The 20,577-nt window shown below is 56.6% G+C and carries 20 protein-coding genes, 1 tRNA gene and 1 pseudogene; 13 read left to right on the top strand and 9 right to left on the bottom strand.

Annotated elements, in window-relative coordinates; all coding sequences use genetic code 11:
* Positions 1-635 (top strand): annotated as a pseudogene (locus AQ1_RS15305) (patatin-like phospholipase family protein); the annotation flags it as partial.
* A 43-nt stretch (positions 636-678) separates the two neighbouring features.
* Here the strand turns inward: AQ1_RS15305 and AQ1_RS08685 are convergent.
* Positions 679-2,556, bottom strand: coding sequence for a cation:proton antiporter (locus tag AQ1_RS08685; protein WP_052371139.1), 1,878 nt, complete (start codon positions 2,554-2,556; stop codon positions 679-681).
* 192 nt (positions 2,557-2,748) lie between these two features.
* Here AQ1_RS08685 and AQ1_RS15455 point away from each other — a divergent pair, with 192 nt between their 5' ends.
* The 11 genes from AQ1_RS15455 (at position 2,749) to recO (ending at position 11,784) form a co-directional block, all read left to right on the top strand.
* A complete protein-coding gene (locus AQ1_RS15455; protein WP_313979247.1) occupies positions 2,749-2,886 on the top strand; it encodes a hypothetical protein in 138 nt (45 codons plus the stop codon).
* A 243-nt stretch (positions 2,887-3,129) separates the two neighbouring features.
* A complete protein-coding gene (gene rpoZ / locus AQ1_RS08680) occupies positions 3,130-3,435 on the top strand; it encodes a DNA-directed RNA polymerase subunit omega (protein ID WP_042086361.1) in 306 nt (101 codons plus the stop codon).
* Between the two features lie 166 nt (positions 3,436-3,601).
* Positions 3,602-5,758 (top strand): RelA/SpoT family protein, encoded by a 2,157-nt coding sequence (locus AQ1_RS08675; protein WP_042086338.1) that lies wholly within the window; start codon positions 3,602-3,604, stop codon positions 5,756-5,758.
* A gap of 98 nt (positions 5,759-5,856) precedes the next feature.
* A complete protein-coding gene (pyrE, locus tag AQ1_RS08670; RefSeq protein WP_042086337.1) occupies positions 5,857-6,435 on the top strand; it encodes an orotate phosphoribosyltransferase in 579 nt (192 codons plus the stop codon).
* An 88-nt stretch (positions 6,436-6,523) separates the two neighbouring features.
* On the top strand, positions 6,524-7,069 hold the full coding sequence (locus AQ1_RS08665) for a DUF2062 domain-containing protein (RefSeq protein ID WP_161760518.1): 546 nt from the start codon (positions 6,524-6,526) through the stop codon (positions 7,067-7,069).
* A gap of 77 nt (positions 7,070-7,146) precedes the next feature.
* A complete protein-coding gene (locus tag AQ1_RS08660) occupies positions 7,147-7,971 on the top strand; it encodes a pyridoxine 5'-phosphate synthase (RefSeq protein WP_313979262.1) in 825 nt (274 codons plus the stop codon).
* Positions 7,968-8,399, top strand: a complete 432-nt coding sequence (gene acpS, locus AQ1_RS08655; protein WP_313979265.1) for a holo-ACP synthase — start codon at positions 7,968-7,970, stop codon at positions 8,397-8,399. The genes AQ1_RS08660 and acpS overlap by 4 nt, the downstream gene beginning before the upstream one ends.
* Positions 8,400-8,449: 50 nt before the next feature.
* Complete coding sequence (lepB, locus tag AQ1_RS08650) at positions 8,450-9,313, top strand: signal peptidase I (RefSeq protein ID WP_081837206.1); 864 nt, start codon at positions 8,450-8,452, stop codon at positions 9,311-9,313.
* Positions 9,314-9,322: 9 nt separating this feature from the next.
* Positions 9,323-10,063 (top strand): ribonuclease III, encoded by a 741-nt coding sequence (gene rnc / locus AQ1_RS08645; RefSeq protein ID WP_313979270.1) that lies wholly within the window; start codon positions 9,323-9,325, stop codon positions 10,061-10,063.
* Entirely contained in the window at positions 10,060-10,980 is a 921-nt protein-coding gene (gene era / locus AQ1_RS08640) for a GTPase Era (RefSeq protein ID WP_042086333.1), read from the top strand. Before rnc ends, era begins: the two co-directional genes overlap by 4 nt.
* Positions 10,981-11,034: 54 nt before the next feature.
* Complete coding sequence (recO, locus tag AQ1_RS08635; RefSeq protein WP_081837210.1) at positions 11,035-11,784, top strand: DNA repair protein RecO; 750 nt, start codon at positions 11,035-11,037, stop codon at positions 11,782-11,784.
* Positions 11,785-11,795: 11 nt separating this feature from the next.
* On the opposite strand, the gene AQ1_RS08630 is transcribed toward recO, so the two are convergent.
* The 3 genes from AQ1_RS08630 to AQ1_RS08620 are packed head-to-tail and all read right to left on the bottom strand — an operon-like array spanning position 11,796 to position 14,688.
* Complete coding sequence (locus AQ1_RS08630; protein WP_042086330.1) at positions 11,796-13,070, bottom strand: TRAP transporter large permease; 1,275 nt, start codon at positions 13,068-13,070, stop codon at positions 11,796-11,798.
* The gene (locus tag AQ1_RS08625; protein ID WP_042086329.1) at positions 13,067-13,606 is read right to left on the bottom strand and encodes a TRAP transporter small permease subunit; all 540 of its coding nucleotides are present in this window, start codon (positions 13,604-13,606) and stop codon (positions 13,067-13,069) included. The genes AQ1_RS08630 and AQ1_RS08625 overlap by 4 nt, the downstream gene beginning before the upstream one ends.
* The gene (locus tag AQ1_RS08620) at positions 13,603-14,688 is read right to left on the bottom strand and encodes a TRAP transporter substrate-binding protein (RefSeq protein WP_042086328.1); all 1,086 of its coding nucleotides are present in this window, start codon (positions 14,686-14,688) and stop codon (positions 13,603-13,605) included. The genes AQ1_RS08625 and AQ1_RS08620 overlap by 4 nt, the downstream gene beginning before the upstream one ends.
* Before the next feature lie 123 nt (positions 14,689-14,811).
* On the opposite strand from AQ1_RS08620, the gene panC reads away from it, so the two are divergent.
* Positions 14,812-15,699, top strand: coding sequence for a pantoate--beta-alanine ligase (panC, locus tag AQ1_RS08615; RefSeq protein WP_081837209.1), 888 nt, complete (start codon positions 14,812-14,814; stop codon positions 15,697-15,699).
* A gap of 26 nt (positions 15,700-15,725) precedes the next feature.
* On the opposite strand, the gene AQ1_RS14525 is transcribed toward panC, so the two are convergent.
* From AQ1_RS14525 to galU, 5 genes are all read right to left on the bottom strand, one after another.
* The gene (locus tag AQ1_RS14525) at positions 15,726-16,481 is read right to left on the bottom strand and encodes a response regulator transcription factor (RefSeq protein WP_052371138.1); all 756 of its coding nucleotides are present in this window, start codon (positions 16,479-16,481) and stop codon (positions 15,726-15,728) included.
* A 42-nt stretch (positions 16,482-16,523) separates the two neighbouring features.
* Positions 16,524-17,999, bottom strand: a complete 1,476-nt coding sequence (mgtE, locus tag AQ1_RS08605) for a magnesium transporter (RefSeq protein WP_462687120.1) — start codon at positions 17,997-17,999, stop codon at positions 16,524-16,526.
* A gap of 104 nt (positions 18,000-18,103) precedes the next feature.
* Positions 18,104-18,192, bottom strand: a tRNA-Leu gene (locus tag AQ1_RS08600).
* A gap of 87 nt (positions 18,193-18,279) precedes the next feature.
* Positions 18,280-19,593 (bottom strand): UDP-glucose dehydrogenase family protein, encoded by a 1,314-nt coding sequence (locus AQ1_RS08595; protein ID WP_042086326.1) that lies wholly within the window; start codon positions 19,591-19,593, stop codon positions 18,280-18,282.
* 13 nt (positions 19,594-19,606) lie between these two features.
* Positions 19,607-20,479 (bottom strand): UTP--glucose-1-phosphate uridylyltransferase GalU, encoded by an 873-nt coding sequence (galU, locus tag AQ1_RS08590; RefSeq protein ID WP_042086325.1) that lies wholly within the window; start codon positions 20,477-20,479, stop codon positions 19,607-19,609.
* Between the last annotated feature and the right edge of the window lie 98 nt (positions 20,480-20,577).

Raw genomic sequence — 20,577 nt, 5'->3', positions numbered from 1 at the left:
CGGCGGGCAATCTGATCAGCCGTCGGGCGCTGGGTGGATTTTTTGAGCGCGCCCTGTTTGCCGATCCGCGCAGCACCCTTGATTATGCCGATTGGGGCGGATTTCCCTTTCGGCGCTTTGATCTCAATGCCGATAATCTTCGGCAGGCAATCATGGCATCCTGCTCGATCCCCATGGTTTTGAACGGTATTGGCGATATTCCCGGCGCGATGGGGGGGCTTTATCGGGATGGCGGGATCATTGATTATCATTTCGATCTGCCATTTTTCCCAAATGATCCTAACAAGCCGGACAATCGGGAAAAGCCGGATAATCGGGACAAGATCGTGCTTTATCCCCACTTCATTGATCGGATCATCCCCGGCTGGTTTGATAAACCTTTACGCTGGCGCAAGGCCCGCGCCACCCATGCTGCCAATGTTTTGCTGATCGCCCCCTCACCAGCCTTTGTGGCGCGGCTGCCTTATGGAAAAATCCCGGATCGCAAGGATTTCAGGGCTTTATCCACTGAGGATCGATTAGCGGCATGGCGCACGGTTTTGGCTGAAACCGAACGCCTGAGCGATGCCCTTGATGAAATGATCGAGACCGGTACATTGCCCGATCATATCCGCCCTATCGAAGAGAGGGCCTGAGGGAAGAAGGGGGCGTGAGGCCAGAAAGGCGCGCCCACCGTTTTCACGCCGATGCTTCAGAGCCATTGGGCTCGGCCGGCCAGTCATTCGAGCGTTTGCCATCCCGCTCATCCTGTTCCGCCATTTTTGTGTCTTCGGCGGCCAGATAGGCCACTTTCCAGCCTTTGGTGATGGTAAAGCCGGGTTCTTCAGCAAAAGGATGCAGCTTTCCCTGTGGCGACAGGGCAAACAGCATGGGATCGGTGCTCCCCAGCTTTTTGAGCAGGGTATCAAAGGGAAAATCGTCGCTGAAGCGGGTGAGATGGATTTTGCGGCCCTGTTCCAGTTCTTCTTCGAGCCGATCAAGGGTCATGCTTTCTTTAAAAAGCAGGCGACCGCGAAAGCTGAAGGAGACCGTTTCCTGCTCACGATCGATATTTTTGGGATTGCGCCGGGCGGTATAGACATTGGCGCTGCCAAATTCCTGACGATAACGCAAGCAGGCCAAGGCATTGAGGCTGGAGCGGCGCGATAAGGCCAAAAGCATCCCAAGGCCCACCAGATCCATCTTGCGATCCGCATATTCCGAAACCGCGCTGCCGAAAAATGTCGGAATCCCCAGCATCCGCGCCCGGCGCGCCTGGAGCCAATTGGGATCTGCCAGCAATACCTTGATCTGATTGTTTTTCAGGATTTCGGCTATTTTAACAGCAACCAGATTGCCCCCCACGATCAGAACGCCATGGGCTTCCGGCTCGGCCACCTTTAAAATCTGCGCCAAAGGCCGCGATGTGAGGCTATGCACCACCACCGTGACGACGATCACTGAAAAAGTCAGGGGCACCAGCAATTCGCCACCGCTGATCCCCGCATCTTCGAGACGTAATCCAAAAAGGGCCGAAACCGCAGCGGCGACGATCCCGCGCGGTGCCATCCAGCCCAAAAGGGCGCGTTCTCGCCATGGCATATCGCTCCCCAATGAGGAAACGAGGGCGGCGAGCGGCCGGGCGATGAATAAGATCGCCAGCAAGATCACCACAAGGCCGGGGCCAAGCAAGGCCAGGCTTTCCAATTCGATTCTGGCCGCCAGCACGATGAATAATGAGGAAATCAGTAAGACCGAGAGACTTTCCTTGAAATCCAGAATGCCATCCCGCGGCATCCCCTTCATATTGGCCATCACCAGCCCCATCGTCGTCACCGCCACCAGCCCGCCTTCATGACCGATCATATTGGCCAGCACAAAGGTCAGCAAAACGGCGCTCAGGGTGGCGACATTGCGCAGAAAATCGGGAAGAATATGGCGCTTGAGCAACTGCCCCACAAGAAAGCCCGCGACGACGCCAACCAATCCCCCCAAAATAAACAATTTGGCAAGTGACAGGACCGGACTGGCATTTTCCATCGAGCCGGAAACGATAACCTCGAAAACCACCACGGCGAGAACCGCGCCGATGGCATCGATCAAAATCCCTTCCCAATGCAGCACCTTTGAAAGCCGCTCGCTCGGCCGCACGGCGCGCAAAAGCGGGATGATCACAGTGGGGCCGGATACACAGGTGATGGCCCCGAACAGGATCGCCAAGGACCAGGGGAAATCAAGGGCGATATGGGTGGCAATCGCAATCACCACCACGGTCGTCAAAACCCCGATGGTGATCAAACGCAGGACAATATTGCCCGCCCCCTTGAGATCGGCAAAGCGCAAGGTGAGCGCGCCTTCAAATAAGATGACCGCAACTCCAAGCTGCACACCGGGCAGGAGAAGATCACCAAACACGGCATCCGGGTTCAAAAGCCCGCTGATGGGGCCAGCGATAAAGCCGATCAGCAACAGGGGAAGGATCGAGGGAAAGCGAAAGCGAGCCGCCAGCCATTGTGCCGCAATGCCCGCGGCAATGATGAAGGACAAGACCACGGCCGGGTCATTGGGTAAGGTCATACATCCTGTCCTTTAATGTGGTCATGGTGAGAATTTTCATGACGAAACAACGAGGCGCGGAACGTTAAAACTTTGCGGAACAGCATCGATGTTTGTGGCGTTTATGAAGCAGATGGCCTGATTTGTTTCGGATCAAGGACCATGGGGCCGAGACCTAGAAAACCGAGGTTAATGAAAGCACAAGGATAGGCAATGGCAAAGATTGATCAAGATAAAAATGAACCAGATAAAACCCACGAAAAGAAGAAGAATGGCGATATCGACGAGGCTTTGGACGAAAGCTTCCCCGCCAGCGATCCGCCCGGCTATGCCACCCCCAAAGCGGATTAAACCTGTAAGGCCAAGCCTGGAAGGGATGTGATGGCGCTTTTGCGTTATTGAAGGCTGTTGCGTTATTGATGGCTGTTTTAGGCGATCTGCGCTTTACAGATGGATGGCAAGATTGTATGGAAGCGGGATTGATGGCGCAATGCAAAGCATCGGCATGGCTTTTTGCTGTGCATCGCTTTGGTGGTTCGCCGAAATTGATCTCTTCTGATGATCTACCCCGTCTATGCCCTGAAGGAGCAACGCATGGCCCGCGTCACCGTTGAAGATTGTGTCGATAAGATTACCAATCGATTTGAACTCGTGATGTTCGCAGCCCAGCGTTCACGCCAGATTTCATCCGGTGCCACACCACAGGTTGATCTGGATAATGATAAAAATCCGGTGGTGGCTTTGCGCGAAATTGCCGAAGAAAAGATCAGCCCCGATAGCATGCGGGAATCGGTGATCCAAAGCATGCAAAAGCATGTGGATGTGGATGAGCCCGAAGAAGATGATATGGCTTTGATGATGCGCAGTCGTCGTTCGGCGGGCGAAGGCTCTGGCAGCTAAGCTGCGCGGATCCATCGCCTTTGCATCGAAAAACGGCCCTGCTGATTAAGCGGGGCTTTTTTCGTTCGGCGCAGCTTTGGCCTTGATCCGCTCTTTCCATGGGGCTTCTAACGTCTTATTCATGAAGACCGGATCGGTCGTCTGCTCATGAAGGAAAACGCGCGCAGTGATAAGGCAATATGAATTGGTGGAGCGGGTGAGGGCCTATGATCCCAATGCGGATGAAGGGCTTTTGAACCGGGCCTATGTGTATTCGATGAAGGCGCATGGCAGCCAATTACGGGCTTCGGGCGATCCCTATTTTTCCCATCCGCTTGAAGTGGCCGGGATTTTGACGGGTATGAAGCTTGATAGCGCCACCATCGCTACGGCGCTTTTGCATGATGTGGTCGAAGATACCGATGCCAAGGTCGAGGAACTGGCCGCGCTGTTTGGTCCCAAGATCGCTGAGTTGGTCGATGGGGTGACCAAGCTTTCGCGGATCGAAATGCAAACCGAACATGCCCGCCATGCCGAAAATTTCCGTAAATTCGTGCTGGCGATGTCGAACGATATCCGCGTGTTGCTGGTGAAACTGGCGGATCGCCTGCATAATATGCGGACGCTGCACTATATTAAAAAGCCCGAAAAACGGCGGCGCATCGCATTGGAAACACTGGAGATTTACGCGCCCTTGGCGGAGCGGATCGGCATCCGCGAGATGAAAGACGAACTGGAAGAACTGGCCTTTCAGCAGATCGAACCGGAAGCGTTTCAAACCATCACCACCCGGCTCAATTATCTGCGCACCGAAGCGGGCACATTGGTTGATGATGTGGTGCGTGAATTGGATCAGACGATGCAGGCAAATGCTTTGCCGGCGCGCATCAGCGGGCGGGAAAAACAGCCCTATTCCATCTGGCAGAAAATGGAAAATTCCCGCGCGCCTTTTGAGCAGATTTCCGATGTGATGGCCTTTCGGATCGTGGTCGATAATGTGCCCGATTGCTATCGGGCGCTGGGGATCGTGCATGGCAAATGGTCGATGGTGCCGGGGCGGTTCAAGGATTATATCTCGACCCCCAAACGCAATGGCTATCAATCGATCCACACCACGGTGATCGGCCCACGGCAATCGCGCATCGAAATCCAGATCCGCACCCATGAAATGCATGATGTGGCGGAATTGGGGGTGGCCGCCCATTGGCAATATAAGCAATCGCCTGAAAAGGCGGAAGGCGCGCGCTATCGCTGGATCAGATCCTTGCTGGAAATTCTGGAAAATGCCTCCACGCCTGAGGAATTTCTGGAACATACCAAGCTTGAAATGTTCAATGATCAGGTTTTTTGCTTTACCCCCAAAGGCGATCTGATCGCCTTGCCGCGCGGCTCTACGCCGGTGGATTTTGCCTATGCGGTGCATACCGAAGTGGGCAATCGCTGTGTGGGGGCAAAGGTGAATGGCCGCCTTGTGCCCCTGCGCCATCAATTGCTCAATGGCGATCAGGTGGAAATTCTCACCTCGAAAGGTCAGGAGCCCAGCCCGCGTTGGGAAAGCTTTGTGGTAACGGGCAAGGCGCGTTCGGCGATCCGCCGCACTTTTCGCCAGATGGAGCGGGAAGAATATGAAAGCCTGGGTGAAACCCTTCTGGAGCGGGCTTTCGAGGCTGAAGATCTCGATTTTTCGGAGCGTATTCTCACCGGGGCCCTGCCCAAATTGAAACGCCAGACTATCGAGGATGTTTATTTCGAGGTGGGCCAGGGCCAGATGACCGTGTTCGAGATTTTGCAGGCCTGCTATCCCGGCACGGTCACGCGCGAAGATCAAAAAGGCCTGCCACAAGTGATGCGCGAATGGCATGATACCGGCTCGAAACAGACCCCGGGGGCTCGGGCTATCCCTATTTCGGGATTGAGCGATGGCATGGCCGTGCGGCTGGGGGATTGCTGCCATCCCATGCCGGGCGACAGAATCGTGGGGATCATGATTCCGGGCGAAGGGGTGAAGGTGCACAGCATCGATTGCGATAAGCTGGCGGCCTATTCCGAAGAGCCGGATCGCTGGCTCGACCTGGCATGGCGGCTGCCCGAAGATGAGGCGGTCTTTTTCACCGGACGGCTGGAATTGGTGGTGCTCAATGAAATGGGGGCTTTAGCCAATATTGCCTCGGTGGTGGCCAAAAGAGGCGGGAATATCGCCAATCTCACTATTGCCGAACGTGATCGTGAATTTCATACCATGCGGATTGATGTAGAGGTAAGAGACCTGCGGCATCTGATCGATATTCTAGCCAGCCTGCGGGCGATCCGGGTCGTTAATTCCGCCGAACGCCTGCGAAGCTGAAAACTTTAAAAATCTGTGGGGTTAAAAGTTTTTTGGCCATGACCGTCAAGTCTTGGTTAATGAACTTTGTGCCATATTTGTAATAGGGGAGAGCGAAGATGGATCGGGACACGGTTTTGCAGGAATTTCGGAACGCAGGGGCCTTGCTGGAAGGGCATTTTCTGCTGTCGTCGGGATTGCACAGCCCGGTTTATCTGCAATGTGCCAGAGTTTTGATGGACCCCGTGCGGGCGGCGCGTTTATGCGCGGCATTGGCACAAAGGGTGCGGGATCATTATGGGGAAATCCCTTTGGTGGTGTCGCCGGCCATGGGCGGGGTGATTGTGGGCTATGAAATGGCGCGGCAAATGCGCGCAGACTCGGTTTTTGTGGAGCGGGTGGCCGGAAAATTCGCTTTTCGTCGCGGTTTTGCCATGAAGCCGGGGCAAAGAGTTCTCATGGTTGAAGATGTGGTGACCACCGGCCTGTCGTCGCGGGAATGTATCGCCACTATTCGGGCCTCGGGTGGCCATGTGGTGGCGGCTGCCTGTTTGATTGATCGGTCGGGGGGGGCGGCGGATGTGGGGGTGCCTCTCATCTCTTTGGCGCAGATCACGGCACCGGTTTATAGCGCTGATGATCTTCCCCCACAATTGCGCGCACTTCCCGCCGTCAAGCCGGGCAGCCGCGCTTTATGATTTGGGCCTTTTGATATATGGACCTATGTGAAATCGGATGTTGTTTCGTCGCAAAATACCATTGAATTTATGGCAGAAGATGCGCCAGATGCTGTGGCCTAAAAGGGGCTGGTCACGGGCGTTCCTCTATATCTGGCATCGTCTTGTGCGGCTGAAAGACAGCGCCCATGGCGTAGCGGCGGGGGTGGCATCGGGTGTAGCCATTTCCTTTACCCCCTTCATGGGGTTTCATCTCATCGGAGCCATGGGGATTGCCTTTGCGGCGCGCGGCAATGTTTTGGCGGCATGGGCCGGAACCTTGGTTGGTAATCCCTGGACCTTTCCGTTCATCTGGATGGGAACCTATCGGCTCGGCAATTGGATTATCGGCGGCACAATGGGTGAAGCCGCAGCATCAGGGCTGAGCTTTGATCTTCTGGTGCATCATCCCACACAGGCTTTGGGCCCATTATTGCTACCCATGGCGATTGGCGGTCTGCCTTTAGCCTTGATTTCATGGTTCGTCACCTATTGGCTGGCGCGGCGTTCTATCGAACGCTTTCAGGCAGCGCGGCGGATCAAGCTTGAAATGGTCCGCAAAAAGGTCTTGAACCATCAGGATCAGGATCGCGGTGGGGGCATGAAGCGCGCTTGATGGCGTCCCCCTCTTGCCCCTAAGATGCGTCTTTATCACCAGATCAGAATTGTGGAATGAAAAGGATGACTGCCGCAATGGCTGCTAAGCCCATGGGACGAACGAGGCTGGGGGTTAATATCGATCATGTGGCCACCGTGCGCAATGCCCGGGGTGGGTTGCATCCCGATCCGGTGCGCGCCGCCCATCTGGTGGCGGTGGCCGGGGGGGATCAGATCACCGCGCATCTGCGTGAAGATCGCCGCCATATCAAAGATGCCGATATCGAACGCCTGATGGCGGAAGTCTCCTTGCCGCTCAATATGGAAATGGCCGCTACCGACGAGATGCTGGCGATTGCCCTGCGCCATCGCCCCTTTGCCATTTGCATCGTGCCCGAACGCCGGGCTGAACTGACCACAGAAGGCGGGCTGGATGCTGTGGGGGGCCGAAAAATTCTGGCCCCGATCATCGCTGCCCTTGCCGATGCCGGTTGCCGGGTGGCTTTGTTTCTCGATGCAGATCCGCGGCAGATCGAAGCCGCCCATGCGCTGGGGGCTCAGGCCGTGGAATTGCACACCGGGGCTTATGCCCATGCCACGATGTCTGGCTCGGCATCCGGGGTGCCCGCGGGATCGATCACAGATCATCTGCGCCTTTTGGCCGATGCGGCGGCTTTTGGCACCGAATTGGGGCTTGAGATGCATGCCGGTCATGGGCTGGATTATGCCAATGTGGGGCCGGTGGCGCAAATCCCCCGGATCATGGAGCTGAATATCGGCCATCATCTGGTGGGCGAGGCTTTGTTTGTTGGTTTTGAAGCGGCCATTCGGCGGATGCGTCGAACGATCGATGAAGCCATTGATGAGGTGCCCGAAAACGATGGGAACGGGATCGGGATGCACGTGGATGAGGCCCGATGATCGTTTTGGGCATGGGCAATGATATGATCGATATCCGCCGCATCGATCGATCCTTGCAGCGTTTTGGCACGCGCTTCATCCATCGGGTTTTTACCGAGATCGAAATCGCCAAATCCGAACGCCGGGCCAATCGGGCGGCCAGCTATGCCAAGCGGTTCGCCGCCAAGGAAGCCTGTGCAAAAGCCCTGGGCACCGGCTTTGCCGCCGGGGTTTTCATGCGGGATCTGGGGGTGGTGAATCTGCCCGGCGGCAAGCCCAGCCTGATGCTGACCAATGGCGCGATGGATCGGCTCAGGGCGATCACCCCAAATGGCATGACGGCCCAGATCAATCTGACCATCACCGATGATCATCCCTGGGCGCAGGCGATCGTTTTGATCACGGCGGTTCCGGCTGAATTTTCGCATCATCTAAGCCATCAAACTTGACAATGCGAAGGCGGCTCGGCTTGATGCCTTTTCATTGAAAGGCGCAGATCATGGGCGATAGCGATTTCCAGCAACAACAGGGGCGAACCGATGAGGCACAAGCGGTCGGAACGGGCGGAAGCGTGAATAAAAGTTTTAAAAACCAGATCAAGGAAACGGTCAGCTTCGTTCTCAGTGTTGCCCTGATCGTTCTGGGGGTGCGAACGATTTTATTCGAGCCTTTCAATATCCCTTCGGAATCGATGCTGCCTACTTTGATGGTTGGGGATTATCTGTTCGTATCTAAATATGCCTATGGCTATTCCCATCATTCCATCGTCACCAGCCCGCCTTTATTTGATGGCCGTATTTTATATTCAGCCCCCGAACGCGGCGATGTGGTGGTGTTTAAATTGCCCCGCGATAACAGCACCGATTATATCAAGCGGGTGATCGGCCTGCCGGGAGACCGGGTGCAGATGCGCGCGGGTGCCTTGTGGATCAATGATCAGCCCGTAGAGCGCGAGCGGATCGCCGATTTTGAAGTCAAGATATCTGATAATACCACCTGCGCCTCAAATTACCGGGTGATGTCGGCCACGGGGGATGCCTTTTGCCGCTATCGCCAATATCGCGAAACCCTGCCCAATGGGGTGAGCTACAACACCCTGGATATGCAGCTTGATGGCCCTTCTGATAATACCCGGGTGTTTGTGGTGCCTGAAGGTCATTTTTTCATGATGGGCGATAATCGCGATAATTCTCAGGATAGCCGCCGTCCGCAATCGGTGGGGGTGGGTTATGTTCCGGCTGAAAATCTGGTGGGCCGGGCGGAAATCATCTTTTTTGCCACCGATGGCGGGGCCCGTTTATGGGAGCCATGGTTCTGGTTCCAATCCATCCGCTATGGGCGTTTGTTCAATGATCTGCATTAAGCGATGCTTATGACCATGCAATCGGATCGCGCCCAGCAACCGGATGCCGAAGCAAAGCCGGATCAGGATGATGGCCTCAAGAGCCGGATCGCCCGGCGCATCGGCTATGATTTTGCCGATGAAAGCCTTTTGAAAATGGCTCTCACCCATCCATCTTTGGCGGGTGGGGCGCATTATCAGCGGCTGGAATTTTTGGGGGATCGGGTTTTGGGGTTAGTGATTTCGCACTGGCTTTATGAAAAATATCCCGATGAAGCCGAAGGCCAGCTCAATCGTCGCTTTACCGCTTTGGTGCGCCGGGAAACTTTAAGCGATCTGGCCCAAAAGCTTGATCTGGGGCCAATGATCCGCATGGAAGCCGGGGCCCGCAGCGAAGGCACGGCAAAAGCATCGGCGGTGCTGGCCGATATTTGCGAGGCTTTGATCGGTGCGGTTTATCTGGATGGGGGATTGGATGCTGCCCGGCAGATGATCCACCGTTTTTGGGCGGATCGGGTGAAGGCCGGGCCATCCGCCTATCGCGATGCCAAAACTGCGCTGCAGGAATGGGCGCAGGGCCGGGGCCTGCCGCTTCCGGTGTATCAGCTTTTGGGCCGTAGCGGGCCTGATCATAGTCCGGTTTTCCAGATGAGGGTCGAGGTGCGCACGGCGGGCAAGGCTGAAGCCAGCGGCGCATCGAAACGCAGTGCCGAGCAATTGGCAGCCACCCGGCTTCTGGATATGCTGACAGGCAAGGACGAGACCCCATGAACCCATCTGACCAAAAACCCGAGCAGCAGACCGCCTGCGGCTTCATCGTCCTGATTGGCGCGCCCAATGCCGGAAAATCTACGCTTTTAAATGCTTTGGTGGGGCAAAAGATCGCCATTGTCAGCCATAAGGTGCAAACCACCCGCACCCGCCTCACCGGCATTGCCATCGAAGGCCAGAGCCAGCTTGTTTTTGTTGATACGCCGGGCATTTTTGCGCCGCGCCGTCGGCTGGATCGGGCGATGGTGGCCGCCGCCTGGGATGGGGCGAATGATGCCGATCAGGTGGTGTTTTTGATCGATGCCGCCAAGGGCATCCGCGAGGATGAAGAGCGGATCATCAAAGGCTTGAAGGAGTCTGGCCGGAAGGCGGTGATCGCCCTCAATAAGATCGATGCGGTGCCCCGCGATCGGCTGCTGGGATTGGCCCAGAAAATTCAGGATGAAGGGGTGGCGGGCGATATCTTCATGATTTCGGCCCTCACCGGCGATGGGGTGGCGGATCTGAAAACCCATCTGGCCAAGGCCCTGCCCAAAAGCCCATGGCTTTATCCCGAAGACCAGATCACCGATATCACCAGCCGCGTGCTGGCAGCGGAAATCACCCGCGAAAAGGTTTTTTTGCGCCTGCATCAGGAATTGCCCTATGGCATTACCGTTGAAACCGAAAAATGGGATGATCGGGCCGATGGCTCCTTTGAAATCCATCAGGTGATCCATGTGTCTCGCGATGGCCATAAGGGGATCGTGATCGGCAAGCGCGGCCAAAGCCTGAAAGCCATTGGCGAAGCCGCCCGCCATGATATGGAAACGATGTTTGGCCGCCGGGTGCATCTGTTTTTGTTTGTCCGGGTCACCGAACGCTGGGCCGAAGATCGCGAACATTATCTGTCGATGGGCCTGAATTACGTCGATTGAGGGCGGCTTTGCCGCGCCCGGGCAATGTCATGCTTGGAAGAAGGGTCTTTTGTTATGCAATGGGCCGCACCATCGCTGATTTTATCAGCCGGTCGCTATGGCGAACATCATGCCATTATCGATGTGCTGACCGCCGAGCATGGCCGCTGGCGGGGCTTGGTGCGCGGCGGCAAGGGGCGGCGTTTATCGGGTCTTTTGCAGCCCGGCAATGAAATCGAAATGGCGTGGCGGGCCCGGCTGGAAAGCCAATTGGGAACCGTGACCGTGGAGCCGCGCCATAGCCGGGCCGGTTCTTTGATGGATGATCCGGCGCGGCTGTCGGCTTTGGTCAGCCTATGCGCCACTTTGGCCGCCTGCCTGCCCGAGCGCGAGGCGCACCCCGGCGTTTATCATGCAGCCATTGCCTTTCTCGATCTATTGGAAGATCAGCGGATCACCGAGATTGCCTGGGGGGCGGCGTTGGTACAGGTGGAAATGGGTTTGCTCGCCGATCTTGGCTATGGCCTTGATCTCAGCGCCTGCGCGGTCAGCGGGGCGGTGGAGGATCTGATTTATGTCTCCCCCAAAAGCGGGCGGGCGGTGAGCGCGGATGCCGGAGCCCCCTGGCAGCATCGGCTTTTGCCCTTGCCCGGCTTTTTGCTGGCCCGGCCAAATCTGCGCGAGGAGAGCGGCGCGCTCCCAAAATCGGCCATTGCCGATGGCCTGAAGCTCACCGGTTTTTTCCTCGAACGCCTGGTCAGCGATTGCCATGCCCGCCCTTTGCCGGGGGAAAGGCTGCGGGTTTTGCAACGCTTTTTGGGCTGAAGCGCGCAATTTCATAAAACCCATAAAACCAGATCGGGAAACAGCACGAGGATAAACACCATGGCGGCGGTCATCAGGAAAAACGGAAAGGCGGCAGCGGCAATGCGCCCCATCGGCTCGCCGGTCAGATCCTGCACCACAAAAAGATTGAAACCAATGGGGGGCGTGATCTGCGCCATTTCCACGGCGATCACCAGAAAAATGCCAAACCATAAAGGATCATAGCCAGCCCCCACCACAAGGGGCAGGGCAAGGGGTAAGGTCATCACGATCATGGATAGCCCATCAAGCACCATGCCCAGCAGAATATAGAAAAGCAAAAGCAGGCTGATCAGGCCCAAAGGCGATAAATGCAGCGCATCCACCGCAGCAGCAGCGGCGGTTGGCAGGCCGAACAGGGCGGCGAGTTTTGACAGGAAAAAGGCCCCGGCCAGAATCAGCCCCAGCATTGATGAGGTCTCGATGCTGGCCATCAGGGCCTCGGTCAGCCGCGCAAAACTCAAGGCTTTGTGGAAGGCGGCAATGATCAAAGCGCCTGCCACCCCGATGATGGCGGCTTCGGATGGTCCGGCCAAACCCAGATACAGCGATCCGATCACCAGCCCGATCAATAAAATCACCGGCAACAGGGCGAAAAGCGCCTTGATTCTGCCCATTGCCGGTGCGCTATCTTTTAAGGGGCGCTGTTTTTTGCCCACCGAGGCCAAGGCCACCCAGGCCATATAACCCAAAGCCAGCAATAAGCCGGGCAGGATGCCGGCCAGAAAAAGCTTGAGGATAGAGACCTCGGCCAGCACACCATAGATGATCAAAACCAGCGATGGCGGGATCAGAAACCCCAGGGTTCCGGCCCCGCATAAGGAGCCCATGGCCAGCGAGCGATCATAGCCGCGCTGTTCCAATTCGCGCATGGTGATCCGGCCGACAGTGGCGGTGGTGGCCGCCGATGAGCCGGAGACGGCAGCGAAAAGGGTGCATCCCACGATATTGCTGTGCAAAAGCCCGCCGGGCAGGGGGGTCATGAAGGGGGAAAGCCCGCGAAATAATTGGGCCGCCAGCCGGGTACGATTGAGAATTTCCCCCATCAGAATGAACAGGGGCAAAGCCGCAAGCTCGGCGGATGTGAGGCTGCGCCAAAGATCACCCGCCAGAAAGGCCAGAACATCGAGATCACGAAACAGGGACAGGCTGATGATGCCGGTGCCTAAAAGCGCCAGACCCACCCACAGCCCGGCCCCCAAAAGCAGGATCAAAAGGCTGGTGATGCTGATGATCAAGGCGCTCATGAGGGCTGATCTTGCGCTGTTGAAGGCCGTTCCGCCTCACCGATGATCAGCCTGATGATGCGGGCTAAAAGCGCCAATGTCAGCACCAAAGGCCCAAGGCTGAATAAAAACTGTATGATCCATAAAGGCGTGCGGGTGGGAAAAAACGAGCGCATATCCCATTGCGCGCTCTCGATGGCATAGCGGATCAGGGCGTAGCTCAAAAGGGCGCTGATCAAAAAGGCGATGAGGCTGGCTGCCAGATCGAGCACCGAAATAAGGCATGCGGGCAGATGATCGCGCACCAGCATCACCCGGATATGGCGATGACGACGCAGGGCCTCGCCACTGCCAAGAAACAGGATCAAGGCCACCAGATAACCGCTATATTCCAAGGTGATGCCAAGGGATTGACCGATGCTGGCGCGCAGAATGATTTCAGCAAGCCCCAGTAAAAACAGCACCGCCAAACACAAAGCGCCTGCCCGGGCCGCCAACAGGCCAAGGGCATCGATCCCCTGCAAAAGTGGCGTAAGAATGGGGCGGCGTGGGGTCATCGGCGGTCCTTGTCGGTGCTTTGGCGGGGCATGGTTTTGATGGGCAGATCAAGGGGGGCGCGATGGGTGCGGATCAAAAAGCGATTGATGATCGGCGCACTGCCCGGAACCCTTTGGGCAAAGGCCGCCCAAAGGGGCCGCGCCTGTTCTTCCAATGCGGATTGGAGGGCGACATCGGGGATGATGATGCGCATCCCTTCGGCTTTGAGCCGGGCCAGTTTTTCCTGGTCGTCCGCTTTTGAAACAGCCCAGAAATCGGGCTCCATATCCTGGGCCAGATCAAACAGCGCCTGCTGATCTTCGGGGCTGAGCCTTGCCAGCGCCCGATCATTGATCACCATCAGATTTGTCAGCCAGCCATGATTGGTGCGATGGATGTGGCTTAAAAATTGCCAGTATTTCTGGGCCACTCCTGTGGTGGTCGAGGTCATCACCGCATCAAGGCTGCCGGTGGCAAGGGCGGGCACCACATCGGCCGAGGCCATCTGGATCGGTGCCATGCCAAGGCTGCGGGCGAGATCGGTGGTGTTGGCATCGATGGTCCGCACCTTCTGGCCCTTAAAATCGGCAAGCTTATGAAAGGGGCGATCCGCATAGATATTCTGGGCGGGCCAGGGCACGGCATAAAGCAGCTGCATGCCATGGCGGGCCAATGTCTGTTTGATGATCGGGCGGAAATCCTCATAAAGAATCTGCAATTCCTGCTGATCACGAACCAGAAAGGGGAGGGCATCAAGCCCTAGAATCGGAGCTTCGCCAACCTGCTGGAAACCGCCCATCTCGACCATGGCGATAAGATGATCCCGGGCGGCACGTAAGGACCCCGGCCCCTTGATGCCCAGAACCGCCCCGGGATGGAGCGCAATCTCGACCCGGCCATGGGTGCGTTCGCGAATGCTTTGGGCAAAAAGCCGGGCATTTTTGACGTGAAATTCCTCAGCCCCCCAGGGCAATGACAGATCAAGGGGGGCGGCGGGCCGCTCCACCAATCGCGATAGCCCGAAGGTCAACAGGGAAAGCGCCATGATCAGCATCAGGGCCTGAAGGATTTGGGCTAGGGACATGGCGCGATTTTGGGTCATGACAGCTGATCAAAGCCGGTTGGGATAGCGGCTGTCAATCCTGAGAGCTTGCCGATTGTGCTGCGCTGCACTAAAAGGGCCCAATATATGGCATAAGTCTATGGCATGAGCATGGATCCTCTGATGAGCGCGATCAGCCAGATAAATTCGCCCGAAAACCCCATGGATGTGGTGCGCAGCATTGCTGATCTGCGGGATCGCGTAGGGGACTGGAAGGCTAAGGGCCTGAAGGTTGGGCTGGTGCCCACTATGGGGGCGCTGCATGAAGGCCATCTTTCGCTGGTGCGCAGGCTGGCGCAGGATGTGGATCGGGTGATCGTTTCGATTTTTGTTAATCCCGCGCAATTTGGCCCTCAGGAAGATTTCGCGGCCTATCCCCGGCAGGAAGCGCTTGATTGCCTGCGCTTGCAGGGCACGCCGGCCGATCTGGTTTATGCCCCTGCGGCGGATGTAATGTATCCCCCCGGTTTTTTAACCTCGGTGCGGGTGGGGCGTATCACCGATGATCTGGAAGGCGCCGTGCGCCCCGGCCATTTCGATGGTGTGGCCACCGTGGTTTTGAAGCTTTTCACCCAAAGCGGCTGCGATGCCGCCATTTTCGGGGAAAAGGATTATCAGCAATTGGTGATGATCCGGCATATGGTGCGTAATCTGGATCTGCCTGTGGAGATTCTGGGCGGTGCCATCGTGCGCGAAGCCGATGGTTTGGCCGCTTCATCGCGCAATGTGTATTTAAGCGCGCCGCAGCGTAAAATAGCCGGAAAGCTCAATGTGATTTTGGCGGATTTGCGGGCAAAGGCCTTGGCGGGGGCAGGGGCGGGGGCGGATCTCGGAGCTTTGGAGCAGATGGGAACAAGGGCCCTTATTGATGCGGGCTTTGATCGCGTGGATTATGTCAGCTTTCGCGATGCACAAAGCCTTGAGACCATCACCACCCTCAATGCCCCGGCGCGGCTTTTGGCGGTGGCCCGCCTTGGCCCCACCCGGCTTTTGGATAATCTGGCGATCTGAAGGGCGGCCCGATGATCGGGGATTTTTCAGTGATCGGCTCTGAGCATCGTGCGGGCTTTTTGAAAGCGCGGATCGCGTGATAGCAGCTCATAATGGCGACATAAAACCCCGATATCCAAGGCCCATGGGGTGCGGAGCTTGTGGATGACCGAAAGCACGGCATCGGGAAAGCGCAGCCAATGGGCAGGCTCGGTGCATTGCCGTTCGATCAATTCTGCCGTGCGCCCCATCACCTCGATTCGTTCGATCAGCCGCACCCCATAGCCCGGCGGGGTGCTTTGCACATCCCGATAGAGGCTTTCAAAAGCCATATCCACCAGAGCCCGATCTTTTTTGATTTGCGGCAGCAGGGGGGCGATGGGGTTCATGGTTTCCAGCATATCCATAGCGGCATGACGAGCCACCAAGGGCAAAGCGCGAAAGCCGCTGGTCAGCCAAAAGGCCATGCGGTCGATCATGTGATTGAGGGCTTCACCTTTGATCAGAAAATCGTCGCCGCCGCAGCGTAATCCTTGCAACACGCTTTCAACCGTATCATTGGCCGATAAAAACAGGATGGGGCAGGGGCGGGGGCCGCGCTGCAACAGGCGCAGCGCCACATCATGGCCACTCAGCCCCGGCATTTCCACATCCGAGACGATCAAATGCGGCTTTTGGCGATGAAGAAATTCCAAAGCCTGATCGCCTGCCGTGCACAGCTTTACATTAAAGCCGCGCTTTTGGATCGCGGCCCCATAAAGGCGGCCAATCGCCGGATCATCGTCGATCAGAAGGATCGTCAAACCTGCACCTTTTTCATTCTTTTTCCGGGTTTGTATCGATGTTTAGATCAGAATCAGTGCGGCCAGGCCCAAAAAGGCGAAAAAGCCCACGACATCGGTGATCGTGGTGACAAAAACACTTGAAGCCACAGCCGGATCGATACCGAAACGATCCAGCATCATCGGGATCAGGATACCCGAAAGCCCGGCCATCACGATATTGATGATCATCGCGGCTGCCAAAACAAAAGCCAGCAATATATCGCCAAACCAGATGATCCCCACAAAGCCGACGATGACGGCAAGAGCCGCGCCATTGATCAGGGCGACCATCAGTTCCTTATTGACGATGCGCATGGCATTGGCTGGCGAAAGTTCCTTGGTGGCCAAAGCCCGCACCGCCACGGCCATCGTCTGGGTCCCGGCATTGCCCCCCATCGAGGCAACAATGGGCATCAAAACCGCCAAAGCCACCATGGTTTCCAATGTGGCTTCAAACAGGCCGATCACCATTGAGGCCAGAATGGCCGTTCCCATATTCACGAACAGCCAGATGAAGCGGGTTCGGGTCACATCGCGGATGGAATTATTGACATCGCCCTCGCTGACCCCGGCAAGGGCCAGAATATCCTCGCTCGCCTCATCCTCGATAACGCCGACGATATCATCAACGGTGATCACCCCCACAAGGCGGCCATGTTCATTCACCACCCCGGCGGAAATCAGATGGTATTTGGCAAATTGCCGGGCCACTTCCTCCTGATCGGTGCTGACCGAGACGATATGCGGCTCCGGGGTCATCACATCCCGGATGCGAACCGGCCGCTGGCAGCCCAAAAGCCGCGATAAAGGGACCGTGCCAATGGGCCGATAAGTAGGATCGATGACGATGAGTTCATAAAAATCCCGGGGCTGCTCATGATCATCATGGGCCCGCAGATAATCGATGGTTTGGCCGACGCTCCAGAATTCCGGCACCGCCACCAGATCGCGCTGCATCAGACGTCCGGCGCTATCTTCGGGGAAGGCGAGGCCTTCCTCCAACGCCATCCGATCCTCACGGGTCAGGGCATGAAGCACCTGATGCTGGGCATCGGCATCCAGATCTTCGAGAATATAAACCGCATCATCGGTATCAAGCTGCTGCACCGCATCGGCGATCACCTGTGGCGAGATCACCCTGATCACATCATCAAAGGCGGCGCCTTCCAGTTCCGACAGGAAAATCGGATCAAGGCTATCGGCCACCAGCACCGCCAAAGTCCGGCGTTCTTCAGGGGGCAGCACCTCGAACAGATCGGCGATATCAGCCACATGCTGTTCGGCCACCAGGGATCGCGCCAGCTCACGATCTTCGGCATGAACGGCTTCAATGACCGAGCGCACGAAATCCGGCTGCAGATGAATATCCATGCCGTAGTTCAGATCCTGAGCGATTTCCGATGCTTTGCTTTGGGATTGATCCTCCCCGCCATGTTCGGATTGAGCGCGTTCCGGATCTTTGGTCATCAGATCATCTTGATCTTCCGGCGCGCTCATAAGCGTCTCCTTGGTCAGGGGAAAACAGGATCGATCATAAGGGAAGGCCAGATCGGGGCCTATCATAAACGAAAGCCCGCAGGCGGTCACCTGCGGGCTTTCATTGGTGCGGACGAGAAGACTCGAACTTCCACGGGGTATTAGCCCCACAGCGACCTCAACGCTGCGCGTCTACCAGTTCCGCCACGTCCGCGTAAACCGAATTGCCGTATAACCAAGCACGGGATGCGCCGCAAGGGTTAATGTTTATATTGATGAAAAAGAATCCATGGAAAAGCGGTCAGCCAACGTTTTTGCGCCCGATCCCCCTATATTCAAAACCATGGGCCTGCGGCTCGCCACGGCCATAGATATTGCGCAGATCCACCAGTATGCGCTGGCGCAGCAATGAACCGACGCGATCCAGATCAAGGGCCCGGAATTGGTTCCATTCCGTGAGGATCACCAGAATATCTGCCTTGTCCATGGTGGCATAGGCATCATCGCAATAAGTGATCTCGGGCAGCAGTTTTCTCGCCTCTTCCATGCCTTCGGGATCATAGGCGGCGATGGTTGCCCCGGCTTTGAGCAGGGCAGGGACGATATCAAGGCTGGGGCTATCGCGCATATCATCGGTATTGGGCTTGAAGGTCAGCCCCAAAAGGGCGACATGCTTGCCTTTGGCCGATCCGCCAAGGGCTTTGATGATCCGGTCTGCCATGGATTTCTTGCGCTGATCATTGGCATCCACAGTGGCCTGCACGATGCGCAGGGGCCTGTTGATTTCTTCGGCGGTGCGCAACAGGGCCAGCGTATCCTTGGGGAAACAACTGCCGCCATAGCCCGGCCCGGCATTGAGAAATTTGCGGCCGATGCGATTATCCAGCCCGATGCCTTTGGCCACATCCTGCACTTCGGCGCCCAATTCCTCGCACAGATCGGCGATTTCATTGATGAAGCTGATTTTAGTCGCGAGAAAGGCATTGGCGGCATATTTGATCAGTTCCGCGCTTTCAAGTGCGGTAAACATCACCGGCGTTTCATTGAGGAACAAGGGCCGGTACAGCTCGCGAATGACCGCTTGCGCGCGCTCTGAACGGGTGCCGACGATCACCCGATCAGGATGCATGAAATCATCGATGGCCGCCCCTTCACGCAAAAATTCGGGATTGGAAGCCACATCCCATTCCTTGTCGCCCGCCCGATCGCGCAAAATCTTTTCCACCTGTGCGCCGGTGCCCACGGGAACGGTGGATTTGGTGATCACCACGGTATAGCCATAAAGCAGATCGGCAATATCTTCGGCCGCTTTATACACATAGCTCAAATCGGCATGGCCATCGCCGCGCCGCGAGGGGGTGCCCACAGCGATGAACACCGCATCAGATGCCCCCACGCTATCGCCAAGCCGGGTGGAAAAATCCAGCCGTCCGGCTTTCACATTCCGCTCCACCAAAGCATCGAGGCCCGGTTCGAAAATCGGAATTGATCCTGCCTTCAAAGCCTTAATTTTATCCGCATTCACATCAACACAGGTGACATGATGACCAAATTCCGAAAAACAGGCCCCCGATACCAGGCCCACATAGCCTGTCCCCACAACTGTAACACGCATATATCCTGCTCCGTTAAATGCTGAGCGATTTTAAATAGTCGGCGAATTCCGATCCAAGGTCATCTCGTTCCAGCGCCATGGCCACGGTGGCTTTTAGAAACCCGAGTTTGTCGCCGCAATCATAGCGTGTTCCGCTAAAACGAAAACCGTGGAAAGGCTGTTGGCCGATCAGATGGACCATGGCATCGGTCAATTGAATTTCACCGCCCGCACCGCGTTCCTTGCGAGCCAGCGCATCAAAAAGCTGGGGCTGCAATATATAGCGGCCAATGATCGATAAAGTTGAGGGGGCATCGGCGGGCAGGGGTTTTTCCACCAGCCCTTTGACCGTGACCAGATCCCCATCATTTTGATCCGCATCCACAATCCCATAGCGCTGGGTTTGATCCCGGGGCACATCCATCACCGCCAGCAGATTGCCGCCTTTTTCTTCATAAGCCTCCATCATCTGCTTTAGGCAGGGCACCTGGGCCTGCACCAGATCATCGGGCAGCAGCACGGCAAAGGGTTCATCCCCCACCAGATTGCGCGCACACCATACGGCATGGCCCAGCCCCAGCGGCTTTTGCTGGCGCGTATAGCTGACGCCGCCAGCCTTGGGGATGATCGACTGGACGATTTCAAGGGCTTCATCCTTACCGCGTTCGGCCAGGGTGGCTTCCAGCTCGAAGGCATGATCAAAATGATCTTCCAGAAGATATTTGCCTCGACCGGTGACGAAGATGATTTCCTCGATGCCCGCAGCAAAGGCTTCTTCTACGGCATATTGAATGATCGGCTTATCGACAACCGGCAGCATTTCTTTCGGCATGGCTTTCGTTGCCGGAAGAAAGCGCGTTCCCAATCCGGCTACGGGCATCACCGCCTTGCGGACTTTGGCTTTCATGGTTTCCCCTTTTCGATCGTTCCGTTGCTTAATGTCGTCCAGCCCTGTCTTGCTGTCTATCCGTTTATCGGCTTTTTATGCACGGCGAGATATCACCA

Source organism: Iodidimonas nitroreducens (assembly GCA_000710935.1).
Taxonomy (GTDB): domain Bacteria; phylum Pseudomonadota; class Alphaproteobacteria; order Sphingomonadales; family Rhodothalassiaceae; genus Iodidimonas; species Iodidimonas nitroreducens.
The sequence above is the reverse complement of the archived record's forward strand: the minus strand, read 5'-3'. Positions and strand labels throughout refer to the sequence as shown.